Annotated in this window: 21 protein-coding genes; 16 read left to right on the forward strand and 5 right to left on the reverse strand. The window is 62.8% G+C overall.

Going from position 1 to position 18,819, the window contains the following annotated elements:
• Positions 1-13 precede the first annotated feature (13 nt).
• Complete coding sequence (locus tag NKH91_RS20630; RefSeq protein ID WP_352546988.1) at positions 14-244, forward strand: DUF2934 domain-containing protein; 231 nt, start codon at positions 14-16, stop codon at positions 242-244.
• 124 nt (positions 245-368) lie between these two features.
• On the opposite strand, the gene NKH91_RS20635 is transcribed toward NKH91_RS20630, so the two are convergent.
• Complete coding sequence (locus NKH91_RS20635; protein WP_023723028.1) at positions 369-683, reverse strand: hypothetical protein; 315 nt, start codon at positions 681-683, stop codon at positions 369-371.
• 437 nt (positions 684-1,120) lie between these two features.
• Here NKH91_RS20635 and NKH91_RS20640 point away from each other — a divergent pair, with 437 nt between their 5' ends.
• Positions 1,121-1,822: a hypothetical protein gene (locus NKH91_RS20640; protein ID WP_352546993.1), complete on the forward strand. Its 702-nt coding sequence runs from the start codon at positions 1,121-1,123 to the stop codon at positions 1,820-1,822.
• 143 nt (positions 1,823-1,965) lie between these two features.
• On the opposite strand, the gene NKH91_RS20645 is transcribed toward NKH91_RS20640, so the two are convergent.
• On the reverse strand, positions 1,966-2,298 hold the full coding sequence (locus tag NKH91_RS20645) for a hypothetical protein (protein ID WP_023721299.1): 333 nt from the start codon (positions 2,296-2,298) through the stop codon (positions 1,966-1,968).
• 274 nt (positions 2,299-2,572) lie between these two features.
• Here NKH91_RS20645 and NKH91_RS20650 point away from each other — a divergent pair, with 274 nt between their 5' ends.
• From NKH91_RS20650 to NKH91_RS20695, 10 genes are all read left to right on the forward strand, one after another.
• Positions 2,573-2,827, forward strand: a complete 255-nt coding sequence (locus NKH91_RS20650) for a hypothetical protein (protein WP_023721298.1) — start codon at positions 2,573-2,575, stop codon at positions 2,825-2,827.
• A 166-nt stretch (positions 2,828-2,993) separates the two neighbouring features.
• On the forward strand, positions 2,994-3,719 hold the full coding sequence (locus tag NKH91_RS20655; protein WP_023721297.1) for a GntR family transcriptional regulator: 726 nt from the start codon (positions 2,994-2,996) through the stop codon (positions 3,717-3,719).
• 3 nt (positions 3,720-3,722) lie between these two features.
• Positions 3,723-4,763, forward strand: coding sequence for an ADP-ribosylglycohydrolase family protein (locus NKH91_RS20660; RefSeq protein ID WP_023721296.1), 1,041 nt, complete (start codon positions 3,723-3,725; stop codon positions 4,761-4,763).
• Positions 4,760-5,734, forward strand: a complete 975-nt coding sequence (locus tag NKH91_RS20665; protein ID WP_352481613.1) for a PfkB family carbohydrate kinase — start codon at positions 4,760-4,762, stop codon at positions 5,732-5,734. The genes NKH91_RS20660 and NKH91_RS20665 overlap by 4 nt, the downstream gene beginning before the upstream one ends.
• A 53-nt stretch (positions 5,735-5,787) precedes the next feature.
• The gene (locus NKH91_RS20670) at positions 5,788-6,849 is read left to right on the forward strand and encodes an ABC transporter substrate-binding protein (protein WP_352481612.1); all 1,062 of its coding nucleotides are present in this window, start codon (positions 5,788-5,790) and stop codon (positions 6,847-6,849) included.
• Between the two features lie 66 nt (positions 6,850-6,915).
• Positions 6,916-7,785, forward strand: coding sequence for an ABC transporter permease (locus NKH91_RS20675; protein ID WP_352481611.1), 870 nt, complete (start codon positions 6,916-6,918; stop codon positions 7,783-7,785).
• On the forward strand, positions 7,785-8,573 hold the full coding sequence (locus tag NKH91_RS20680) for an ABC transporter permease (protein WP_031194613.1): 789 nt from the start codon (positions 7,785-7,787) through the stop codon (positions 8,571-8,573). The genes NKH91_RS20675 and NKH91_RS20680 overlap by 1 nt, the downstream gene beginning before the upstream one ends.
• Complete coding sequence (locus NKH91_RS20685) at positions 8,573-9,640, forward strand: ABC transporter ATP-binding protein (protein WP_023721291.1); 1,068 nt, start codon at positions 8,573-8,575, stop codon at positions 9,638-9,640. The genes NKH91_RS20680 and NKH91_RS20685 overlap by 1 nt, the downstream gene beginning before the upstream one ends.
• A gap of 80 nt (positions 9,641-9,720) precedes the next feature.
• Positions 9,721-10,968, forward strand: coding sequence for an aconitase X (locus NKH91_RS20690; RefSeq protein WP_352884869.1), 1,248 nt, complete (start codon positions 9,721-9,723; stop codon positions 10,966-10,968).
• Positions 10,965-11,387 carry an aconitase X swivel domain-containing protein gene (locus NKH91_RS20695; RefSeq protein WP_352496040.1) on the forward strand — a complete coding sequence of 141 codons (423 nt, stop codon included), beginning with the start codon at positions 10,965-10,967 and terminating at the stop codon, positions 11,385-11,387. Before NKH91_RS20690 ends, NKH91_RS20695 begins: the two co-directional genes overlap by 4 nt.
• Here NKH91_RS20695 and NKH91_RS20700 read toward each other — a convergent pair.
• A complete protein-coding gene (locus NKH91_RS20700; protein ID WP_352496041.1) occupies positions 11,384-12,466 on the reverse strand; it encodes an SIP domain-containing protein in 1,083 nt (360 codons plus the stop codon). The two genes, NKH91_RS20695 and NKH91_RS20700, sit on opposite strands and share 4 nt — an antisense overlap.
• Positions 12,467-12,468: 2 nt before the next feature.
• Positions 12,469-14,601 (reverse strand): TonB-dependent hemoglobin/transferrin/lactoferrin family receptor, encoded by a 2,133-nt coding sequence (locus NKH91_RS20705; RefSeq protein ID WP_352589779.1) that lies wholly within the window; start codon positions 14,599-14,601, stop codon positions 12,469-12,471.
• 250 nt (positions 14,602-14,851) lie between these two features.
• Here NKH91_RS20705 and NKH91_RS20710 point away from each other — a divergent pair, with 250 nt between their 5' ends.
• The 3 genes from NKH91_RS20710 to NKH91_RS20720 are packed head-to-tail and all read left to right on the forward strand — an operon-like array spanning position 14,852 to position 15,734.
• A complete protein-coding gene (locus tag NKH91_RS20710) occupies positions 14,852-15,133 on the forward strand; it encodes a hypothetical protein (protein WP_352481605.1) in 282 nt (93 codons plus the stop codon).
• Entirely contained in the window at positions 15,109-15,474 is a 366-nt protein-coding gene (locus NKH91_RS20715) for an ABC transporter substrate-binding protein (RefSeq protein WP_352481604.1), read from the forward strand. Before NKH91_RS20710 ends, NKH91_RS20715 begins: the two co-directional genes overlap by 25 nt.
• Positions 15,465-15,734: a hypothetical protein gene (locus NKH91_RS20720; protein WP_352481603.1), complete on the forward strand. Its 270-nt coding sequence runs from the start codon at positions 15,465-15,467 to the stop codon at positions 15,732-15,734. Before NKH91_RS20715 ends, NKH91_RS20720 begins: the two co-directional genes overlap by 10 nt.
• A 63-nt stretch (positions 15,735-15,797) precedes the next feature.
• Here the strand turns inward: NKH91_RS20720 and NKH91_RS20725 are convergent, their stop codons facing one another.
• Positions 15,798-16,829, reverse strand: coding sequence for a LacI family DNA-binding transcriptional regulator (locus tag NKH91_RS20725; RefSeq protein ID WP_023721287.1), 1,032 nt, complete (start codon positions 16,827-16,829; stop codon positions 15,798-15,800).
• A 373-nt stretch (positions 16,830-17,202) separates the two neighbouring features.
• Here NKH91_RS20725 and NKH91_RS20730 point away from each other — a divergent pair, with 373 nt between their 5' ends.
• Entirely contained in the window at positions 17,203-18,816 is a 1,614-nt protein-coding gene (locus NKH91_RS20730; RefSeq protein WP_352481602.1) for an extracellular solute-binding protein, read from the forward strand.
• Positions 18,817-18,819 lie beyond the last annotated feature (3 nt).

Below are 18,819 nucleotides of genomic sequence, written 5' to 3' on the forward strand. Positions count from 1 at the left end.
GACGGAGGCAACAGTGACGGACAGGCAGGAACGGATTCGCCAGCGGGCACACGCGATCTGGGAACAGGCAGGCAGGCCCGACGGGTCGCATCAGCAGCATTGGGATCAGGCTACCGCCGAGATCGACGCAGAAACCGCCGCGCAGGAGACCGCCAGCCGGCCGAAGCCGAAAGCACGCCAGCCTAAGCCGACGCCGGCCGCCAAAGAGGGAACCAAACCCAAGGCGCGACCGCGCAAAGCGTGAACTCGAGCGGATTTGATTGCATCGCTGGATCTCGTGGTTCGGTTGGCCCATCGTAAGGCGGGACCAGTCCTAACCAGTCCCGCTGCCGCCCACCCGCGATGGTAAGCCGGATTGTCGTGGCTTACTACTTACCGCAATTGTTGTCGTTGACAGTCGGGGAAACCGTCCCGGCAGGCTTGTTGGACGCATCGGGTTGGGCACCTTGCGGGGTTGCAGGGCAGTTTTGATCCGCATTGGAGTTCATGGCACCCGTCGTGCCCATCGTGCTGCTGGTCGTGCCAAGGTCGATGCCATTCGGCTTGGGCTGGACGACGATGCTCTTCTCACTGCCAGGCGCATTGTTGTCCGAGCCGGCATTCTGGGCCATCGCCGCGGTCGCCAGACCGGCTGCAAGTATGGAGGCTGTCAGGATTTTCGTAAGCATGTTGATCTCCATCATTCGGTTGTCGTCGCATGGCGACTACAGAGAAAACAATGCGGGCGACGGAAAGGTTCTGGCAAAAATGGCGCAGCACGGCGAAGCAAACACGCGCATGGCGGACCTTCTCGGCCCGTTTTCTATTGCCTCGTGTCGGATTGATATAGTCGTTTTCAGATTTAAGAATTCGCCTTATTTCGATCGCCGACCGTTGGGGCGACGTTCGTCTATCGCGGCGCCCATCAGTTGACGCTCGCATTGCTTCACCCGGCAGAGGACCTTCCCGAAGTAAAACTTTCGGAAAATTTCACTACAAACTTCACTCGGCTGTTGTGTGAACAGATACCATGAGGCCAGTAAGTTGATCGGCAAAGAAACCGATAATCTTCTTGCAAATTAGTAGGTATGCAACCGGCGATGTCGCGGGCTGTTCAGCGCAATACAGCAAGGAGAGTGTTATGACCATCATAATCAAAACAATCACCGATGCGGTGGCGGGCAGCGCAGTTGTTTTCATGCTCTCGATGCCCGTGAATGCCGCGGACGGAATTGCCGTTGGTGTTGGCACTTCCATTGGCGGCAACGGCGGCATCAAAGCCGGCCTCGGCGCGACGGTTGGTGGCCGCCAAGGCATCAACGCTGGTGCCGGCGCAACGGTTGGGGGCAGCGGCGGCATCAAGGCCGGCCTCGGTGCGTCGCTGGGCGGCAGTCGCGGCATCAACGCCGGCGCCGGCGCAACGGTTGGCGGTTCCAGCGGCATTGCCGCGGGCGCCGGCGCGTCGGTCGCGGGCAGAAGCGGCATCAACGCCGGTGCCGGCGCCACGATCGGCGGTTCCGGTGGCATTGCCGCCGGCGCCGGGGTAGGTATCGGCAGCGGCGTCAGGGCCGGCGCGGGGGTCGGGATCGGCAGCGGCATCAATGTCGGCGCCGGTGTCGGGATCGGCGGTGGTACCAATTCGAGCAATCCGTCCAACCCGGGCAGCCCGTCCAATCCCAACAATCCCAACAATCCCAGCAATCCCAACTTACCCCAGGTCGTCGCCGACATGTCGAGCGACAAGTTGGCCAGGATGAAGAGGCGCTGCGTCGACGTGCTCAGCAGCGAAGGCACTTATGACAGCGATTTGCGCCAGTTGTGCCTGCTGATCGCGCGCCGCTAGGGCGAATACATCGGAATGAAATGTCCGACCGGCCGAGAGGCCTTCGTCCACCAAACCTCCATCAGTCCAAAGCCCGCCATTATGGCGGGCTTTTTGCCGAGCACGTGGCGGCAGCATGACGGGGGCTCACAAGAGCACGCGCCTCAATGCGTTTGACGGCCAAAATCCGGCGAAACGGTCACCCCGCCCTCCAAGGCGTCCCGACCCAGCGCGGGACTGCTTTGCATCGGTTCGGGGCACGCGAACTCCGCCAGATCGGTTTCCGCGAAGCCGTCGAACTCGATAGCTGCGCCTTGGAGCTGGGCTGCTTGCATGACGAGCCATTCGATGTCTTCGCGCGCAACATTCTCGGCAAGGTTCTGCAGTCGCGCGGCTTCGGCGACAGCAGTCAGATTGATGGCAATCCCGGACCGCAATGTAGCTCGGACTCGGGAACTGACGTCTTCGTGCAGGCGAACCGAAAATCCGTAGCGCATGGAAAACCTTCCTTTCGGGAGCGGTTTGTCCCTCGTGTTCTACCATGCGCCCAGGGTCCGCGATTGGCAAGCGAAAATCATCAAAAATCGTGTTGTGCCAAGTAGTTAGCGTATTTTGTTGATTGCCCATTTGATGCTTAATCCGCTTCATCGGACTTCTGCACGGATCATGCATCTGGAGGTCTTGACGTACTCTGCCAATATACCTAACTCTACAAAGAATTAGGAACATACTAACTCAGCTAATTTTAGCCTGGTATGGCTGGAGGCCGAGATGTCCGAACTGGAACGCCCGGAACGATTGCAGATCATGCTGACCGTCGATGAACTGGCGGCATTGGAGAACTGGCGCTTCGACAAGCGCATGCCGAGCCGGTCGGCTGCGGTACGCGAACTTTTGAGGCGAGGCCTCACAGCCGATGGCTTCCTGACGGCGGCGCATGGGACCAAGTCGCGCGACTTCGGCATTCTGCCGCATTCTGCCGATGGTGACGGGGCAGCCGAGGGGTCTTCCAGCAGCGAACAGTGAATCTCCAGCGACCCCGTTCGCCCGCCGCACCTCGCTGGCCTTCACGGCCGCTGGGTATCATCAAGCAGCTTGGTTTATCTGTGTGGCCCCTCCGCCGTCGGTTGACAGAGCTGGCGTTGCAGATACATTGCACAGGACTATACAGGTGCAATGAACAGGTATGCCTATGGTCCGCCGCGTGGTCCCATCGTCTCCCGGTACGGGCAAGCCCGAACAGATCGCCACGGTTCTCGAACATGAAATCCGCTCCGGTGTTCTGGGCTTCGGCGACCGGTTGCAAAGCGAGAACGAGCTCGTCCAGCGTTTCTCCGTCAGCCGCAACACCGTTCGCAAGGGCCTCGAGGAACTGTCCAGCCGCGGGCTGATCACCACCAAGGTGGGCATCGGCTCTTTCGTCACCTTCGATGGCAAGCCCGTCGATGACTCAATCGGTTGGTCGCGGGCGCTCGCCAACGCCGGCGCAAATGCCGAGACGCGGACGCTGCGGCTCGAGGTGATCGAGGACCCTGATCTTGCCGCACTGCTTGGTATAGAAAACCCGTTTTTCATCGCTGTCGATCGGGTGCGCACCAATGCCAGCGACGGCCACGCTATCTCCATTGAGCGCAGCCGCCTGCCATTGTCACCCGAACTGGAGGACGTGCCGTTACGCGGTCTGCGCGAAGGCTCGCTCCACCAGACGCTCCGCGGCGCCGGTCTCATTCCAGACCATGGCGAGGAATGGGTCGGCATCGAAATGCTCAACCCAGAGGACGCCGCAATCCTCGGCTGCCCGCAAGGCACGCCGTTCCTGCGCGGTTGCCGCTTGACCCGCGCCGCCGATGACCGGCCGATCGAATATGTGACCAGCCTGCTCAACCCGGCGCATTTTGCGCTGCATATGAGGTTCTGAGTGATGCCGGACGACACCGGGAACATAACCGATCGGGCCATGGGAGCGCTTGTGGGCGGGGCACTGGGAGATGCGCTGGGAATGCCGACGCAGCTTTTGTCGCCGGCGCGGATTGCCGAACTCTACGGTCATGTCGAGGACTTCATTGCTCCTTTCGCCGACCATCCGGTGTCGAAGGGACTCCCGGCCGGGACGATCACCGACGACACAGAACAGGCGCTTCTGCTTGGCCGTATCCTGGTCGAATCCGGTAACCGGTTCGACCATGCGCGGTGGGTCAACGCGCTGCTCGACTGGGAACGCGATGTCAAGGCGCGCGGCAGCTACGATCTGCTGGGACCATCAACCAAACGCGCCATCGACGCCATCAATAACGGTATGCCAGCCGAGGAAGCGGGACGCAGCGGCGACACAAATGGTGCAGCCATGCGCATCGCGCCAGTCGGCATCATGATGCCGCCAGAGCCGCTTGACGCACTGGTCGGCAAAGTGGCCGAAACTTGCAGGGCGACGCACAACACGTCAATCGCAATCGCTTCGGCCGCAGCGGTCGCTGCCGCCATCAGTCGCGGCATCGCTGGCGGTGACTGGCGCGCCGCTTCCGACAGAGCCATCGCCGGGGCGAGGCACGGGGCAACGCTCGGCTATTGGGTGACCGGCGGTGACATCGCCGCGCGCATTGGGTGGGCGCAGAAGCTCGTACGCGGCAAGGAGACGAGCGACGCGATCCGGCTGATCACCGATTTGGTCGGCACCGGCGTCGCCAGTCAGGAGTCCGTTCCGGCTGCATTCGCGGTGCTGGAAGTCGCCGGCGGCGATCCCTGGCAAGCGGCAGTCATCAGCGCCAATCTCGGTGGCGACACCGACACGATCGGCGCCATCGCGGCCGGCATGGCCGGTGCCTGCACCGGCTTTTCCCGATTGCCACAAAAACACATCGCCCGGATCAAAGGCCTAGACATTGGGCGGGTGCGCGCGCTCGCCGCCGACTTGGTCGCCCTGCGGACGGCGAAGAGCAGGTCCGGCAAGGATGCGGCAGCATGAGCGGGCGTCTCGTCCACATCGGCAGCGCGGTAGTCGACTATGTCTACCGCATCGATGCCTTGCCGGCACCGGGCACGGAGAAGACCGCATCGAGCTTTGCACAAGTCGCCGGCGGCGGCTTCAACATGATGGTCGCGGCCAGCCGCACCGGCATGAAGGTGGTGTTCGGCGGCCAGCTCGGCAGCGGACCCAATGGCGACTTCCTGCGCGCGGCCTTAGCCACGGAGGGGATCGAGACACTGACGCGGGCATCGCCGGTTCTGGACAGTGGCAATTGCGTCGCCATGATCTCGAGCGATGCCGAGCGCACCTTTGTCTCGTGGCCTGGTGCAGAGAGTTTGCTCAGCCTTGACATGATGGCGCTCATTTCGGTCGCACCGGGCGACTGGGTGTTCACCTCCGGCTATACGGTTAGCTATCCGGGAAGCCGAGAGGCGCTTGTCGACTGGATCGAGGTGCTGCCGGCGGAAATTCCTTTGGTCTTCGATCCGACGCCGATCATTTCAGACATTCCGCGCACCATTCTCGACCGGGTGCTGGCGCGCACGAGCTGGCTGAGCTGCAACGCCGCCGAAGCGGCTGAGATCGCCGGCACCGGCGATGTCGAGGCTATTGCTGCCCGGCTGCTGGCCAGCCACTGCCCCAACGCGGCAGGCGTGGTCGTCCGCGCTGGCGCAAAAGGCTGCTTCGTGCGGCTGGCCGACGGCACCGCCCAAGATGTGCCCGGGTTCAAGGTCGCGGCGGTAGACACCAACGGCGCCGGCGACACTCATATCGGCGCCTTCGTCAGCGCGCTCTCGCACGGCGTGTCGCCGTTCGAAGCGGCGCGTTACGCCAATGCGGCGGCGGCGCTCTCGGTCACCCGCCATGGCGGGTCGATGGCGCCGAACGACCAGGAGATCCAGCGATTCCTCAGCCATGACGATCGACCGACGACCGTGCATGGCCGGAAACAAGAGGCCCATTTCTGACAGCCTAATGGGATAACAAGCCCGCCAACCGGGCAACAATGAGAGGAACGAACATGCGCATGCCCAAACTGACTGCTTTTCTGACGGCAACCGCTGTCTTCGCTTCGGCGCTTACGCTGGCCGCCAGGGCCGACGAGGTGCACGTACTCAACTGGAAGGGCTATGGCGCCGACGAGCCCTGGGCCATAGCCGCCTTCGAAAAGGCAACCGGCAACAAGGTCGTCAACGACTTTTTCAATTCCGAACAGGAAATGCTGACCAAGCTCAGGACCAATCCCGGCCTTTACGATGTCGTCATGATCAATGCCGCCTTCAACGATCAGGCGATGGCGGAAAAGCTCATTCAGCCGATCGACACGTCCAAGCTGGCGAACTATGCCGACATCAGCAAGGACAAGGCCGGATCATCGATGCTTGTCCATGACGGCAAGGTCTATGGGGTGCCGTGGGTTTGGGGGCTGACGGCGCTCGCCATCAACGACAAGTCATTCGACAAGCCGCCGACCAGCATCGCCGAAATGTGGGATCCCGCCCACAAGGGCCGCGTTACCATCCGTGACGATGCCGTCGAGGCCGTGCAGTTCGGCGCCATCGCTACCGGCCAGAACATCAACGACGTCAAGGACATGGAGGCGGTCAAGGCGAAGCTGACCTCGCTGATGCCGCAGATCAAGACGTTCTGGAGCTCGGAGAACGACTGGAACCAGATGGTTGCCTCCAACCAGATCGACATCGGCACCTATTGGAGCGGCTCGGCCGACCGCGCCAAGACGCATTTCAAGCTGCCGGTCTCGCTGGTCATTCCCCAGGAGGGTGCCGTCGCCTGGCTTGACGCCTTTTCCATTCCGGTCGGTTCCAAGAACGTCGCCGGGGCGCAAGCCTTCATCAACTACATGATCGACCCAAAGTTCTATGTCGAATGGGTTACCAAGGTCGGCGCGCCGGTGTCGGCCAACACCAAGGCGGTCGAAGCGCTGCCAGAGGGTTCCTTCAACCGCAAGGTGATGGGCGACCCGGCAGTCGCCAAGCGCATCCAGTTCCAGGCGCCGATTACTGACGCGCAGCGCGAGACCTATCTGGCGCTCTGGCAGCAGCTCAAGGTCGACGTGAAGTAACAGCAGAAGCCGCGATCAGCCGACCATCAATGTCGGCTGATCCTTCCTATCCTGGGAGGAGATGTCATGGCAGTACAGATCGCAGCCGCGTCGCGCAGCGGGCTGAGATCGGCCTTGCCGCTGTTGGCGCCTGCCTATCTCTGGCTGACGGTTGCAATTTTCCTGCCGCTCTCGGCCATGGTCTTCTTCTCCTTCATGACCGATCTGCCGCTATCGGGAAAGCCGTGGGCATTCACGCTCGAAAACTATGCCGCCTTCTTTTCACAAAGCCTTTACCTGACATTGCTGGTGGCCTCGCTGCGCCTCGGCCTCGAGGTGACGCTGTGGTGCATCGTCATCGGTTATCCCGCCGCTTACGTGCTGGCCAAGGTGCTGAAAGGCCGCAGCCGCGAGGCGATTTTCCTGCTCGTCATCCTGCCGTTCTGGTCGAACGGGCTGGTGCGCATCTTCTCGTGGGCGATGGTGCTGCGTGAAGGGGGCATTCTCGACACAGCGCTCAACGCCGTGCTGCCGTTCAAGATCAACATTGATCTCATGTATTCCTATCCGGCCGTCATCATCGGGCTGGTGCACTCCTACGTGCCTTACATGGTGCTGACCTGCTATCTGACCCTGCAGGCCATCGATGACTCGCTGATCGAGGCTGGGCGCTCGCTCGGCGCCTCGCGGCTGCAGGTGCTGAAGCGGGTCATCATTCCGCTGTCGATGCCGGGGCTAGTGGCGGGCGCAGTACTCATCTTCGTGCCGGTCGTTGGCTCGTTCATGGAACCGCGCATCCTCGGCGGCCGCACCGGCACCTTCTACGGCACTGTCATCGAGGACCAGTTCGTTGCCGTGTTCAACTGGCCGCTGGGTGCCGCACTGTCCTTCATCCTGCTGGCTGTGGTGCTGGTCATCCTGGCGGTTACTTCGCCGGTGCTGCGGAGGGCCGCTTAGTGGCGACGACCCGAATCCTGGAATGGCTCGGCCGGGTCTACATTCTGATGCTGCTCGCCTTCCTGTACCTGCCCATCATCATCATGGCGCTGATGTCATTCAACGTCTCGCCCTTTTACCAACTGCCGTTCGAGTGGACGACGGAATGGTATGCCTCGCTCTGGCAGAACAATCAGCTGATCGCGGCCACGCGAAACAGCGTCGAGATCGCCGTCATCACTACCATCATCTGCACCGCGCTCGGCACCGCGGCGTCGCTAGGGCTCTATCGCTACGACTTCCGCGGTAAGAAATTCCTGCAGGCGCTGCTGTTTCCGCCGATCGCCATACCGTGGCTGATCACTGGCACGGCGATGCTGATTTTCTTTTTCGGCGTTGGCATCGGCCGCGGGCTGCATGCCATCCTGCTCGGCCACGTGGCGTTGGCGCTGCCCTATGTCATCGTCGTCGTCTCGGCCCGGCTGCAGACATTTGCGCCAGAGCTCGAAGAGGCGGCGCGCTCGCTCGGCGCCAATCAATGGCAGGTGACGAACCGCGTCACGCTGCCCTGGATCATGCCGGGCGTCATTGCCGGCGGGCTGTTCGCCTTCGCCGTGTCCTTCGACCAGTTCGTCGTCTCCTACTTTCTGTCGACGCCCGGCCAAACGACGCTGCCGGTCGAAATCTACGCGGCGATCCGCAAGGGTTTCACGCCCGAGATCAATGCTGTCTCGACGATCATCATTGTTGTGTCGATGGCGCTGATGCTGCTGACGGCGCGCTTCTTCAAATTCGGCGGAGAGAAATAATGGCGGGCGTGCAGGTATCGAATGTGTCGCGCAGTTTTGGCGCGCACAAGGCGCTGGACGATGTCTCGATCGATTTCGCCGACGGCGGCTTCTACGCCCTGCTCGGTCCCTCCGGCAGCGGCAAGACCACGCTGCTGCGCCAGATCGCAGGCTTCGACTTTCCCGACTCTGGTCGCATCTCCATAGGCGGCGAAAGTGTTGAGCGGGTGCCGGTGGAGAAGCGGCGCATCGGCATGGTGTTCCAGAACTACGCGCTCTTTCCCAATATGAGCGTCTCCGACAATGTCGCCTTCGGACTGTCGGTGCGCGGCGAGCCCAAGGCGGTGATTGCCAGCGAGGTGCAGCGCGCACTCGACCTCGTGCAACTCGGCACGCTCGGTGGTCGCCGGCCGCACCAGCTCTCCGGCGGCCAGCGCCAACGGGTGGCGCTCGCTCGCGCGATCGTCACCACGCCGCGCGTGCTTCTCCTCGACGAGCCGCTCGGCGCGCTCGACAAGGCGCTGCGCGTGGACATGCAAATCGAATTGAAGCGTATTCAGCGCGAGATCGGCATCACCACGATCTTCGTCACCCACGACCAGGAAGAAGCGCTGACGATGAGCGACCGCATCGGCATTCTGCGCGATGGCAAGCTGGTGCAGGAAGGCCCGCCCGAGGAGATCTACGATCGGCCGAAGAGTGAGTTTGCCGCCACCTTCCTGGGCGACGCGAACATCCTTCGCGGCAACGCCACTGGTACGGGCATCCGGCTGCCTGACGGAACGGGGATTGCCGCAAGCGCGGGGGTTACGCTTGTCGCCGGCATGAAGGCGAGCTGCGCCGTGCGGCCCGAACGAATCCGCATCGCCACCAATGCCGGCGTTCCGGACCGAGCCCATGCCAACATACTCACGGGGCGGGTCTCCAAGCGTATCTTCGCCGGCAACAACAGCACATATTTTGTCGATCGCGATGGCCAGACAATCAAGGTCATCGTGCAGAACACCGGCATCGAAAAGCTGGCGGAAGGACAACAGGTGGTGCTGCGCTGGTCGTCCGAGAGTACGGTGCTGATCGACGCGAGCTAGCAGATCCAATCCTTCAGTCTTGCCAGGCGGTCGGCAATCGGGGAAAGCATGGTCGGGCAAACTCCGAAGCGGAATGCTCGATGCCCCTTGAATTGAATGCGGGCGACCAGTCGATGCTGCATGGCGAGCAAGGCTCGGCAGCGGCTGCCGCCATGAAGATCCTGGTCGCCTTCGCGAAGGCGGTCGACGCGCGCAAATTGCTGGACATTGCCGGTGCCCATATCGACGGCTGCCTCTATCACGGCCAGGCCAGCCTCGATTTCGTCGAAAGGCTGATCGAGGGCGGCGGCCGCGTTCGAGTGCCAACGACGCTGAATGTCGGCTCGTTCGATCTGATCCATCCTGGACTGGTGAAGATGACAGCCGCGGAAGAAGTGCCGGCGCGCCGTCTGATGAAGGCGCATCTGGAACTCGGCTGCCAGGCGACTTTCACCTGCGCGCCCTATCAGACGCGGTTTCGGCCAGGGTTTGGCGAGCAGATTGCCTGGGGTGAATCCAACGCCATCGTCTTTGCCAATTCGGTGATCGGTGCGCGGACCAACCGCTATGGCGATTTTATCGATTTGTGCTGCGCAATCACCGGGCGCGCGCCAGCCTGGGGGTTGCACCTGATCGAAAACCGGCGTGGCCAGGTACTGTTCGAGCTGACTGGCGGCCTCGAGCCTACCGACGCCCTGTTTGTCGGCGTCGGGCTGATCGTCGGGCAAAGGAGTGGCGACCGCATTCCGGTGATATCGGGCCTGCCGCCGCCGCGCGACGAGGACCAACTGAAGGCGCTGGGGGCGGCGGCGGCAACGACGGGCGCGGTGGCGCTATTTCATGCCGTCGGCATCACACCGGAGGCGAAGACCCGCGATGAGGCGTTGCACGGCCTGGTGCCGGAGCAAAAAATCCGTATCAGCTGCGCCGACATCGACCATGCTCTGGCCAGGCTATCGAGCGTCCCCGACGGTGTGCTGCTTGCCGCCGTCTCGTTAGGCACGCCGCATTTCTCCTACGAGGAATGGATGCGCCTGTTGCCGTTGCTGCGCGAGGTCGCGCCGGGCAGAGGCGTTCCGATCTATGTCAACACAGGGCGTGCCACCCTGGCGCGGCTGCAGGACGAAGGCGCACTGGCCGGCATGGGAGCATTCGGCCTCGTTCCGGTCGCCGACACCTGCACTTACGTCACCACGATCATCGAGCGGCTCGACGGTGTGGTGATGACCAATTCGGGCAAATGGGCGCATTACGCACCTGGCAATATCGGTGTCTCGGTGGCCTTCGGTGACATGGAAAACTGCGTCCGCTCGGCTGCTGCCGGCCGCGTCGTGCGAGGCGCGCCATGAGGGGGCCGGACAGAACAGGTACATTCCACCTTGCCGGCTCGGCACAAGGCCCGGCGCTGGTGCTTTCGCAGGCGCTCAGCTTCTGGGGTGGAATCGACGTCGAAACGGGCGACATCATCGACCATTCGCACCCGAACCTCGGCGGCAACATCGCCGGCAAGATCCTGGTGATGCCGAGCGGGCGGGGGTCGTCGTCCTCGTCTTCGGTTCTGGCCGAAGCGATCCGCAGGGGCACGGCGCCGGCCGGCATTATCCTGGAGCGGCCGGACCCGATCCTTGCCGTCGGCGCCATCGTTGCCGAATTCCTCTATGAAATCAGCATGCCGCTGGTCGTCTGCGAGATATCAGGCATTGTCTCCGACGACCGGATCGCAATCGATCTGGGCGAAGATGCCCAAGCGATGGTGAGCAAGATCTAGCCGGCCATCAGTCCCGCCGCGCCCCGCCGCCAGTAGGCTGCCGCCAATGTTTCGTTGCGGCCGAGCGTCAGCGTGCCACGCCAGTGTTCGCGCACGGTCCTGGCGGCGGCTGCTTCGGCCGCGAACCAGCCGAATGCCGAACCGGTCGGCCATGCGACCGACCGGATGGCGCGCGCCAGCCTGTCGTCGAGCCCGGCCGGCACGCTATTTCTCGGCAGCCAATGCAGCTCGATACCGGTCTTGTTGTCGATGGCCTGCCGTTCGCCGTCGTCGGCGATCTCTATGAAGGCCACGCCTTTGGTCTCGGCGGGCAGCGTCTCCAGCATGCGGGCCAGCGCCGGCAGGCCGGTTTCGTCGGCGCCCATGAGATACCATGATGCCGGTCGTACCGGACGGCCGACCGGCCCCATGATGCCGATCTTCATGCCAGGCGCCGCCTGCATGGCCCAGCAGGCGCCGACGCTGTCGCCGGGATGGATGAGGAAGTCGACGTCGATGATGCCGTTTTCGACGTCGAGGGCTCGAATGGTATAGACGCGCGCTACCGGGCGCCTGTCGTCCGAGGGCCAGGCCGGCAAGCCATTGCTGCCAAGCACGGGCCAGAGCGGATCGGGGACATCCCTGGTCGGGAACAGCATGCGGATATGCATGCCGCCGAATTTTGCGAAGCGCGTCAAATCCTCGCCGGCGAAGCGGATGCGGCGCATATGCGGGGTCAGGTCGCCGACCTGGGTGACGACCATCTCACGGAACTGCGCAAGGCGGGTTTCTTCGGCGAGATCGCCGGTCCAGACGATCTCGGGTTTTTCTTCCTTGGCATAGACTTCGACAGCGGTAGCCAGCAGGTCCTTGATGCGGGCCAGCCCATCGCGGTCGGCGGCGTTGGCCCGCATCACCAGCCGCTCCATGTCAAGGGACGCGTCGCCGAAGGCGAAGCGGAAGTCGAGCCGCTGCCCCTCGCGCGAGGCATCGGCATCGAAGCTTTGCAGCCTGTCGCTGATGCGGTCGATGTAATGCGGCAGGTTGCGCAGGTTCAAGCGCGCTTCGCAGGCCAGTCCGCTCGCTGATGCTTGCCTCATTCTCAACCTCCGATCCTGCCTGTGAGCGCCACCTTGAAGGTGCGGCCCTTGCCCTGTTCCGTTGCCGCCGTCGTCGACCAGGCGCTTTGCGGGTCGGTGTAGGCGGTGTTGAAGACGTTATCGACGCCGAAATCGAGCTTGGCATGGTCATTGATGCGCCAGTTGGCAAAGACGTTGACCAGGTCGAAGCCTTCATCGACCACGGGCGGCGCGTCGGGGTTGGTGCGGCTTGTCCGGGTGATCTTGCCGACGCTGAGATATTGCGCACCGACGGTGAACTGGTCCTCCAGCATGCGGAAACCGACGGTCGCCGAGAAGCGGTCGAGCGGCGTGTTGTTCAGCGCCTGGCCGGAGTAAACGCCGCTGACGACCTTGGCGTCGATCAGGGCGCCGGCGAGGTTCACGAAACCCCAGCCATAGTCGTAGACGGCCTCGGCCTCGATGCCCTTCAGCCGTGCGTCGCCGATGTTGATCGCCGTGCGCGGCAACACAGTGAGGTCGACGTCGATATAATCTTCGACGGCGGTGTGGAAGACGTTGACCTTGGCACGAAACAGGTCACCCGCGGCCAGCACATCGTCATATCTAAGATTGATCCCGGCTTCCCAGTTCTTCGCCGTTTCGGGCTGCAGAAGCAGGTTGGGCTGGTAGCTGTCGCCGCCGCCATGCGCGCCGCCGCCGCGGTAGACGTCCTGCAGGCCCGGCGCCCGGTAGCCTTCCGAATAGGTGCCGTAAAGCTGGAAACCTTCCAATGGCGTTAACCCGACGGTGAGGCGCGGCGACCAGCGGTCGCCGGAAATCGAGGCTTCCGCCGGCGGCACGGTCTTTGTCTCACCGTCGAGTTGATAGCCGTCATAGCGCATGGCGGCGATGAGCTGCAGCCAGTTCTCATAGTCGCCCTGCCATTGCAGGAAGCCACCATAGCCCTGCTGTTCGCCGGCGCCGAAATGCGCGGCGTCCGACGAAGCCTTCAGATAGTAGTAATCGAGGCCGTAGGTGAGGGTGTGAGCGATCTCCCAGGCATCGAAGCGTGAGGAGTTCTTCAGGTTGAAGCCGCTCGTGGCGACGTCGTAGTAGCGGAAGTTGCCGATCGCCGTTGCCGGCCAGACCTGCGTCTGCTCGGCGCGCGTGCGGTTGTGGTAGGCGTTGACACTGAGGTCGACCAGCTCGTTGTCGTCCGGCCTCCACGTATAGCCAGCCGTGTAGGTCTGGTTGGTCGTGTCGGTGTCGTAGCGGCTCAGCGTCGGCGAGGTCGAGCCGCTCGATCCGGTGACCTGGTCGCTGTAGCGCTGAAGGATCGCGCCGAGCTTGAGCTCGTGGCCGTCGGCGGGCCGCAGGGTCGCCTTCACATAGCCGCTGGTGATGCTCTCTCCGGTCCATGGCACGGTGTCGCCATTGCCATCGGTGTAGCTGTCGCGGTCGCGGTAAATGACGTTGCCGATGATGTCGGCGTCGTCGCTGAAACGGTAGGCACCGGTGGTGCTGGTGGTGAAGCCGTCGCCATTACCCTCATAGCCCAGCTTTTCGCTCAGCGCCCAGCGTTCCTCCTGCTTGAGGAAATCGCCGGCATCCCTGGTTTCGAAGGAGACGACGCCGCCGATGCCGCCCGAACCATAGGCATTCGAGACCGGGCCGCGAATGACGGTCGCTTCCTTGATCAGTTCCGGCTCGACATAGAATGAGCCCGAGCCGTGGCCGACGCGCCAGTAATCCTGGCGGGCGCCGTCGAGCGTCACCACCACGCGGCCATATTGTTCGAGGCCGCGAATGTTGATGGCGGTCGCCGGATCGTCGCCGTTCATCGAGGCGGCAACGCCGGGCGTGGTGCGGAACATGTCGGCGGCGGTGTCTGGCTGGATGCGTTCGAGTTCTTCCTGATCGACGGCGCTGATGGCGGCCATCGATTCGATGATCGCCGTCTTGATCATCGTCGCCGAGATGGTGATCAGGTCGAGCACGGTCGGCTCGTTCTGCCCAGTCCTGGCCTGCTGGGGCGGCTTGACCGGCCGGTCGGCCTTGGCGGCGGCGCCCTTCTTCTCCGGCTCCTGTGCTGCGGCGGGCGGCGCGGCACACAGGCCGAGCGCGAAGGCGAGCGCGGTGCACGCCATCAAGGTTTTGTTGCTTGTCAGTTTCATGCGTGCAGCCCCGGAAAAGCAAAGATTGCTGGCGGCGGCCGTTGGCCCTGGCTGGCATGATGGAGAAGCCTCGACACGCGGGCCGGGCAGGGCTACTTATTAAAACATGATGATAATAGTCAACTTAATTTTACAGGCCGCGACCATGACCGAATTATCTAAAATGGAGCAGCGAAACGGCGGGGTCTGCAGCGGTAGACGGTGGAGGCAGACGCGCTGGTTTCAATTGGGCGGGATGGTGGCGGTGCTGATGCTGGCGCTTTCTGCTCTTGCGCCGTCTTGCGGCTTCAAGGCGCTGGCCGCCGAGACGATTGTCGATGCATCGGGGCGCACCGTCGCGACCGGTCCGGGAACCAGGATCCTGACACTCGGTTCCGATGTTACCGAGATCGTCGATGCGCTGGGTGCCGGCGAGCGGATCATCGCCGTCGATCGCGGCAGCAAATATCCCGCTTCCGTCGCGCAAAAGCCCAATGTCGGCTACCGGCGCAGTTGTCCGCCGAAGGCTTGGTCGCGCTTCGCCCGGACCTGATCCTGGCGGCCGAAGACAGTGGGCCGCCGGAGGCGATCGAAGTGCTCAAATCGCTGGCGATCCCGATTGTTCTTGTCCCGGAAGACAACAGTCCTCAAGGCATCGACCACAAGATTACGTTGATCGCTGCCTCGCTCCACCTCGAGGACAAGGGCAGGAAGGTTTCAAGGCAAGTGCTCGACGCCTTCCAGGCCGCTGCCGACCTGGCCGCGAAAATGCCGGCCGAGCGCCGCAAGAAGGTGGTGTTCTTCCACGGCCTCGTGCGGCTGAGTGCTGCCGGTGCGGGCACTGCGGCCGACGCGATCATCCGCTATGCCGGCGGCATCAATCGATGGCCGTAATGCAGGGTTACAAGGCAGCGTCGGAGGAGAAGCTGATCGAAATGGCGCCCGACGTCATCCTGATGATGAGCGACGGCAAGGGCGGACCCACCGCCGAGCAGGTGTTCGCCACGCGCGCGCTGAGCGCCACGCCGGCGGCGAAGGCAAAGGCGCTGATCGTATTGGACGGCGCCTATATGGTCGGCTTTGGCCCGCGCACCGCCGATGCAGTCCGCGACCTGGCGCAGGCGCTGTATTCGGAGACAGCAGACGCCGACTAAGTCATGAACTTTATGACGTCATGTTCAGTGGGTACTCGCGCCCCATCTGCCCCAAGCTTCCGTTCAGATCTCCGGGATGCTTTCCCTAAAGATCACCTGCAGCCTTGGCTGGTGCAGTTCGTAAGGCAATCCCCTGACCGCATGGGTCAAGGTGTTGAGCGCTTCGCGGGCTTCGACGCGCGGGTTCTGGTCGATGACCGCGTCGAGCGTGCCGTCGAGCAAAAGCTCCTTGGTGCCTTCCGTTACTTCATGGCCGAGAAAGACCGTCGACAGTGCACGCCCGCGTTCCCGTAGCGCGCGGGCGATGCCGGTGTTGCCGGCGCCGACATTGTAGATGGCGGCCAGGTCCGGGTGCCGATCCAGCAGGGCGGAAGCCTCCGAATAGGCCTTTTCCCGATCGTCGAGCATTTCGCGCATCTCGACGATCTGCAGATTGGGCGATTCTTCCGTCAGTATGTGGCGGAAGCCCATCTCGCGCTCTTCGTGGCCGCGGTAGGAGAGCGAACCGGCGAACAGCGCGACCTTGCCCGGACGCCCTGCACCCATGAAGCGGTTGAGCAGGTAGCCGGCGAGCCGGCCGGCGGCGCGGTTGTCGATGCCGATATAGGCGACCCGCGGCACATGCAGGATGTCGGAAGCGATGGTAACGACCTTGACCCCGCTGGCCGAAAGCGAGCGGATCGCCTCGCGCACCGTCGGATGGTCGAGTGCGATCACACCGACGCCTTGCGTCTGTCCGTGCAATTCCTGCAGCAGCCGGGCAAGCCGGTCCGGATTGAAGCCTTCGATAGTGGCGACGCGGACGTCGAGGTCCGGCCGCGACTGCGCCTGCGCCTCGATCTGGCGGTGCAGCATCTTGATGAAGGAATTGGTGCCGGCGGGCAGGGCGAAATCGAGCCGTATAACCTCACCAGGTATCGCGTTGCGCGAGTTCGGATTATTCGAATTTTCAGCGATATAGCCAAGCCGTTGCGCCGTTTCGAGCACGACCTCGCGGGTGCGCGCCCTGACCCCGGCGCGGTTGTTGAGCACACGGTCGACCGTAGCGGCGGAAACGCCGGCTTCCCGGGCTATGTCTGTCAGGGTGGACCGCACTGTCGATCACCTCATTCCAAAATGCGCCAAGGGCGCATCGAGATTACGCATTTCATGGGTCCGCTGTCGAAGCGGCAGCTTCATCGCCAGCCGCGATTCTGATGGGAAATGATGTAACCAGCCTTGGCCGATACGCAAGCTGCCGCGCTACACCAAAATGCCGAAACGGACCAAAGCGGGGAGGTGGGCAGCCTGGCTCCCTCAAATTCAAGCACCGGCTTCAGTGTGAGTGCCTTGATACACGCCATTCGTCCCCTCCCATGAGATGTTATGAGGTGTCTTGATTATTTATGATGTTGACAGGCTTCGTATAGTGCCGTCAATATCCATCATAAGGGCCGTGGAGGAACAAGGCCCTGAGGGAGGAGTTCCAATGTCGAATTTGATCCGCGTGTCGCGGCGCCGTTTGCTGGCGTCCGGTGGAAAGGCGGCAGTCCTTGTTGCTGCCGCAGGTATCGCACCGAAATTCATTCGCCCAAGCCGTGCCTATGCGGCCGATGCCCTGGCGCCCGGCATGATCGGTGGCCCGACGGGCTTCGACGGCTCGGAGCGCTATCAATATGGCGCCGACACGCCCGAGGGCCGCGCCATTGAGGCGGCCAAGGCGATGAAGGGCGCCGGCAAGGCGCCGGCCAAGATCGTGCTTGGCCTGTCCGATGGTTCGATCGGCCAATTGACACAGCCGTTTCCGGCCGGTGCGCCGTCGATCAAGGATCTCTGGGAGAAGGAAACCGGTATTCCGCTCGAGATCGTCGGTGTGCCGAATGGCCAGGAATTCACCAAGACGATGCAGGACATCTCCACCAAGGGTGGGGCGTATGACATCTACGCGGTCGAATGGAACCGTCTTGGCGACCTCGCCGAAACCGGGGGCATCCTCAAGCTCGACGACTTCGTCGCGCAGTACAAGCCGGAATGGGACGATCCCGAGCGCGGCTATGTCAATGGCGCCAAGGGCGTCTCGCTGCTCAATCAGTATCGCGGCTCGACCTATGGCGTGTCGCTGGATGGCGACTTCCAGACCTGGGTCTACCGCACCGATCTGTTCGGCGACGCAGCCGAGAAGAAGGCCTTCTCCGACAAATACGACTATGAACTGGCGGCGCCGAAGACCTGGAAGCAGCATGACGAGATCGCAGCCTTCTTCCAGCGCCCGGACAAGGGCCTGTTCGGCTCGACCGATCTGCGCAACCAGGGCTGGGGCTATACCAACTGGTATCAGCGTTATGTCTCAATGGCTTCGCCCAATCAGTTCTTGTTCGACGATACCGGCAAGCCGCTGATCAATTCGGAGCAAGGTATTGCGGCGACCAGCGAGTACATCGCGTCGCTTGCGCACCATTCGCCGGATGCGATCTCCTGGGGCTGGCCGGAGCAGTACGGCAATTTCGCAAAGGGCGGTGCGGCCATGACCTGCGCCTTCTCCAATCTGCCGAAATTCCTCGATAATGCCGGCAACAAGGATTCAGCTGTCACCGGCAAGATCGGCTCGATGCTGCCGCCCGGCCGCGAGATCGACGGCAAGCTGGTCAGCCGTTCGGTGCTGTGGCTCAATCTGTCGGCGTCGGTGTCTTCGCAGGCCAAGAACCCGGAGGCCTGCTACCTGTTCCTGCAATGGCTGGGATCTAGTCGCATCTATGCGTGGATGACCGCCAACCCGGGCGGTTACTTCGATCCGTTCCGGCTGTCGGATTTCTCCGATCCGCTGGTCCGCCAGACCTATCATGCTTACCACATGGACGTGGTGCGCGAGACGGTCGCCCGCACCGTGCCCACCATCAACTATCCCGGCGCCACCGCCTTCCACAATGCGCTGGACGAGAACCTCGTCGCCGCGCTGACCAAGGCCAAGACAGCAGAGCAGGCGATGGCCGACACCGAGGCCGAGTGGAAGAAGATTGCCCGCCGCACCGGCGAGGAGAAGCTTCTCGAAGCCATCAAGACCAACAAGGAGGCCTGGCCCACCGTTCTCGATCCGATCGCCTGATCC

It is taken from the genome of Mesorhizobium sp. M0894, assembly GCF_040319725.1.
Lineage (GTDB): Bacteria > Pseudomonadota > Alphaproteobacteria > Rhizobiales > Rhizobiaceae > Mesorhizobium.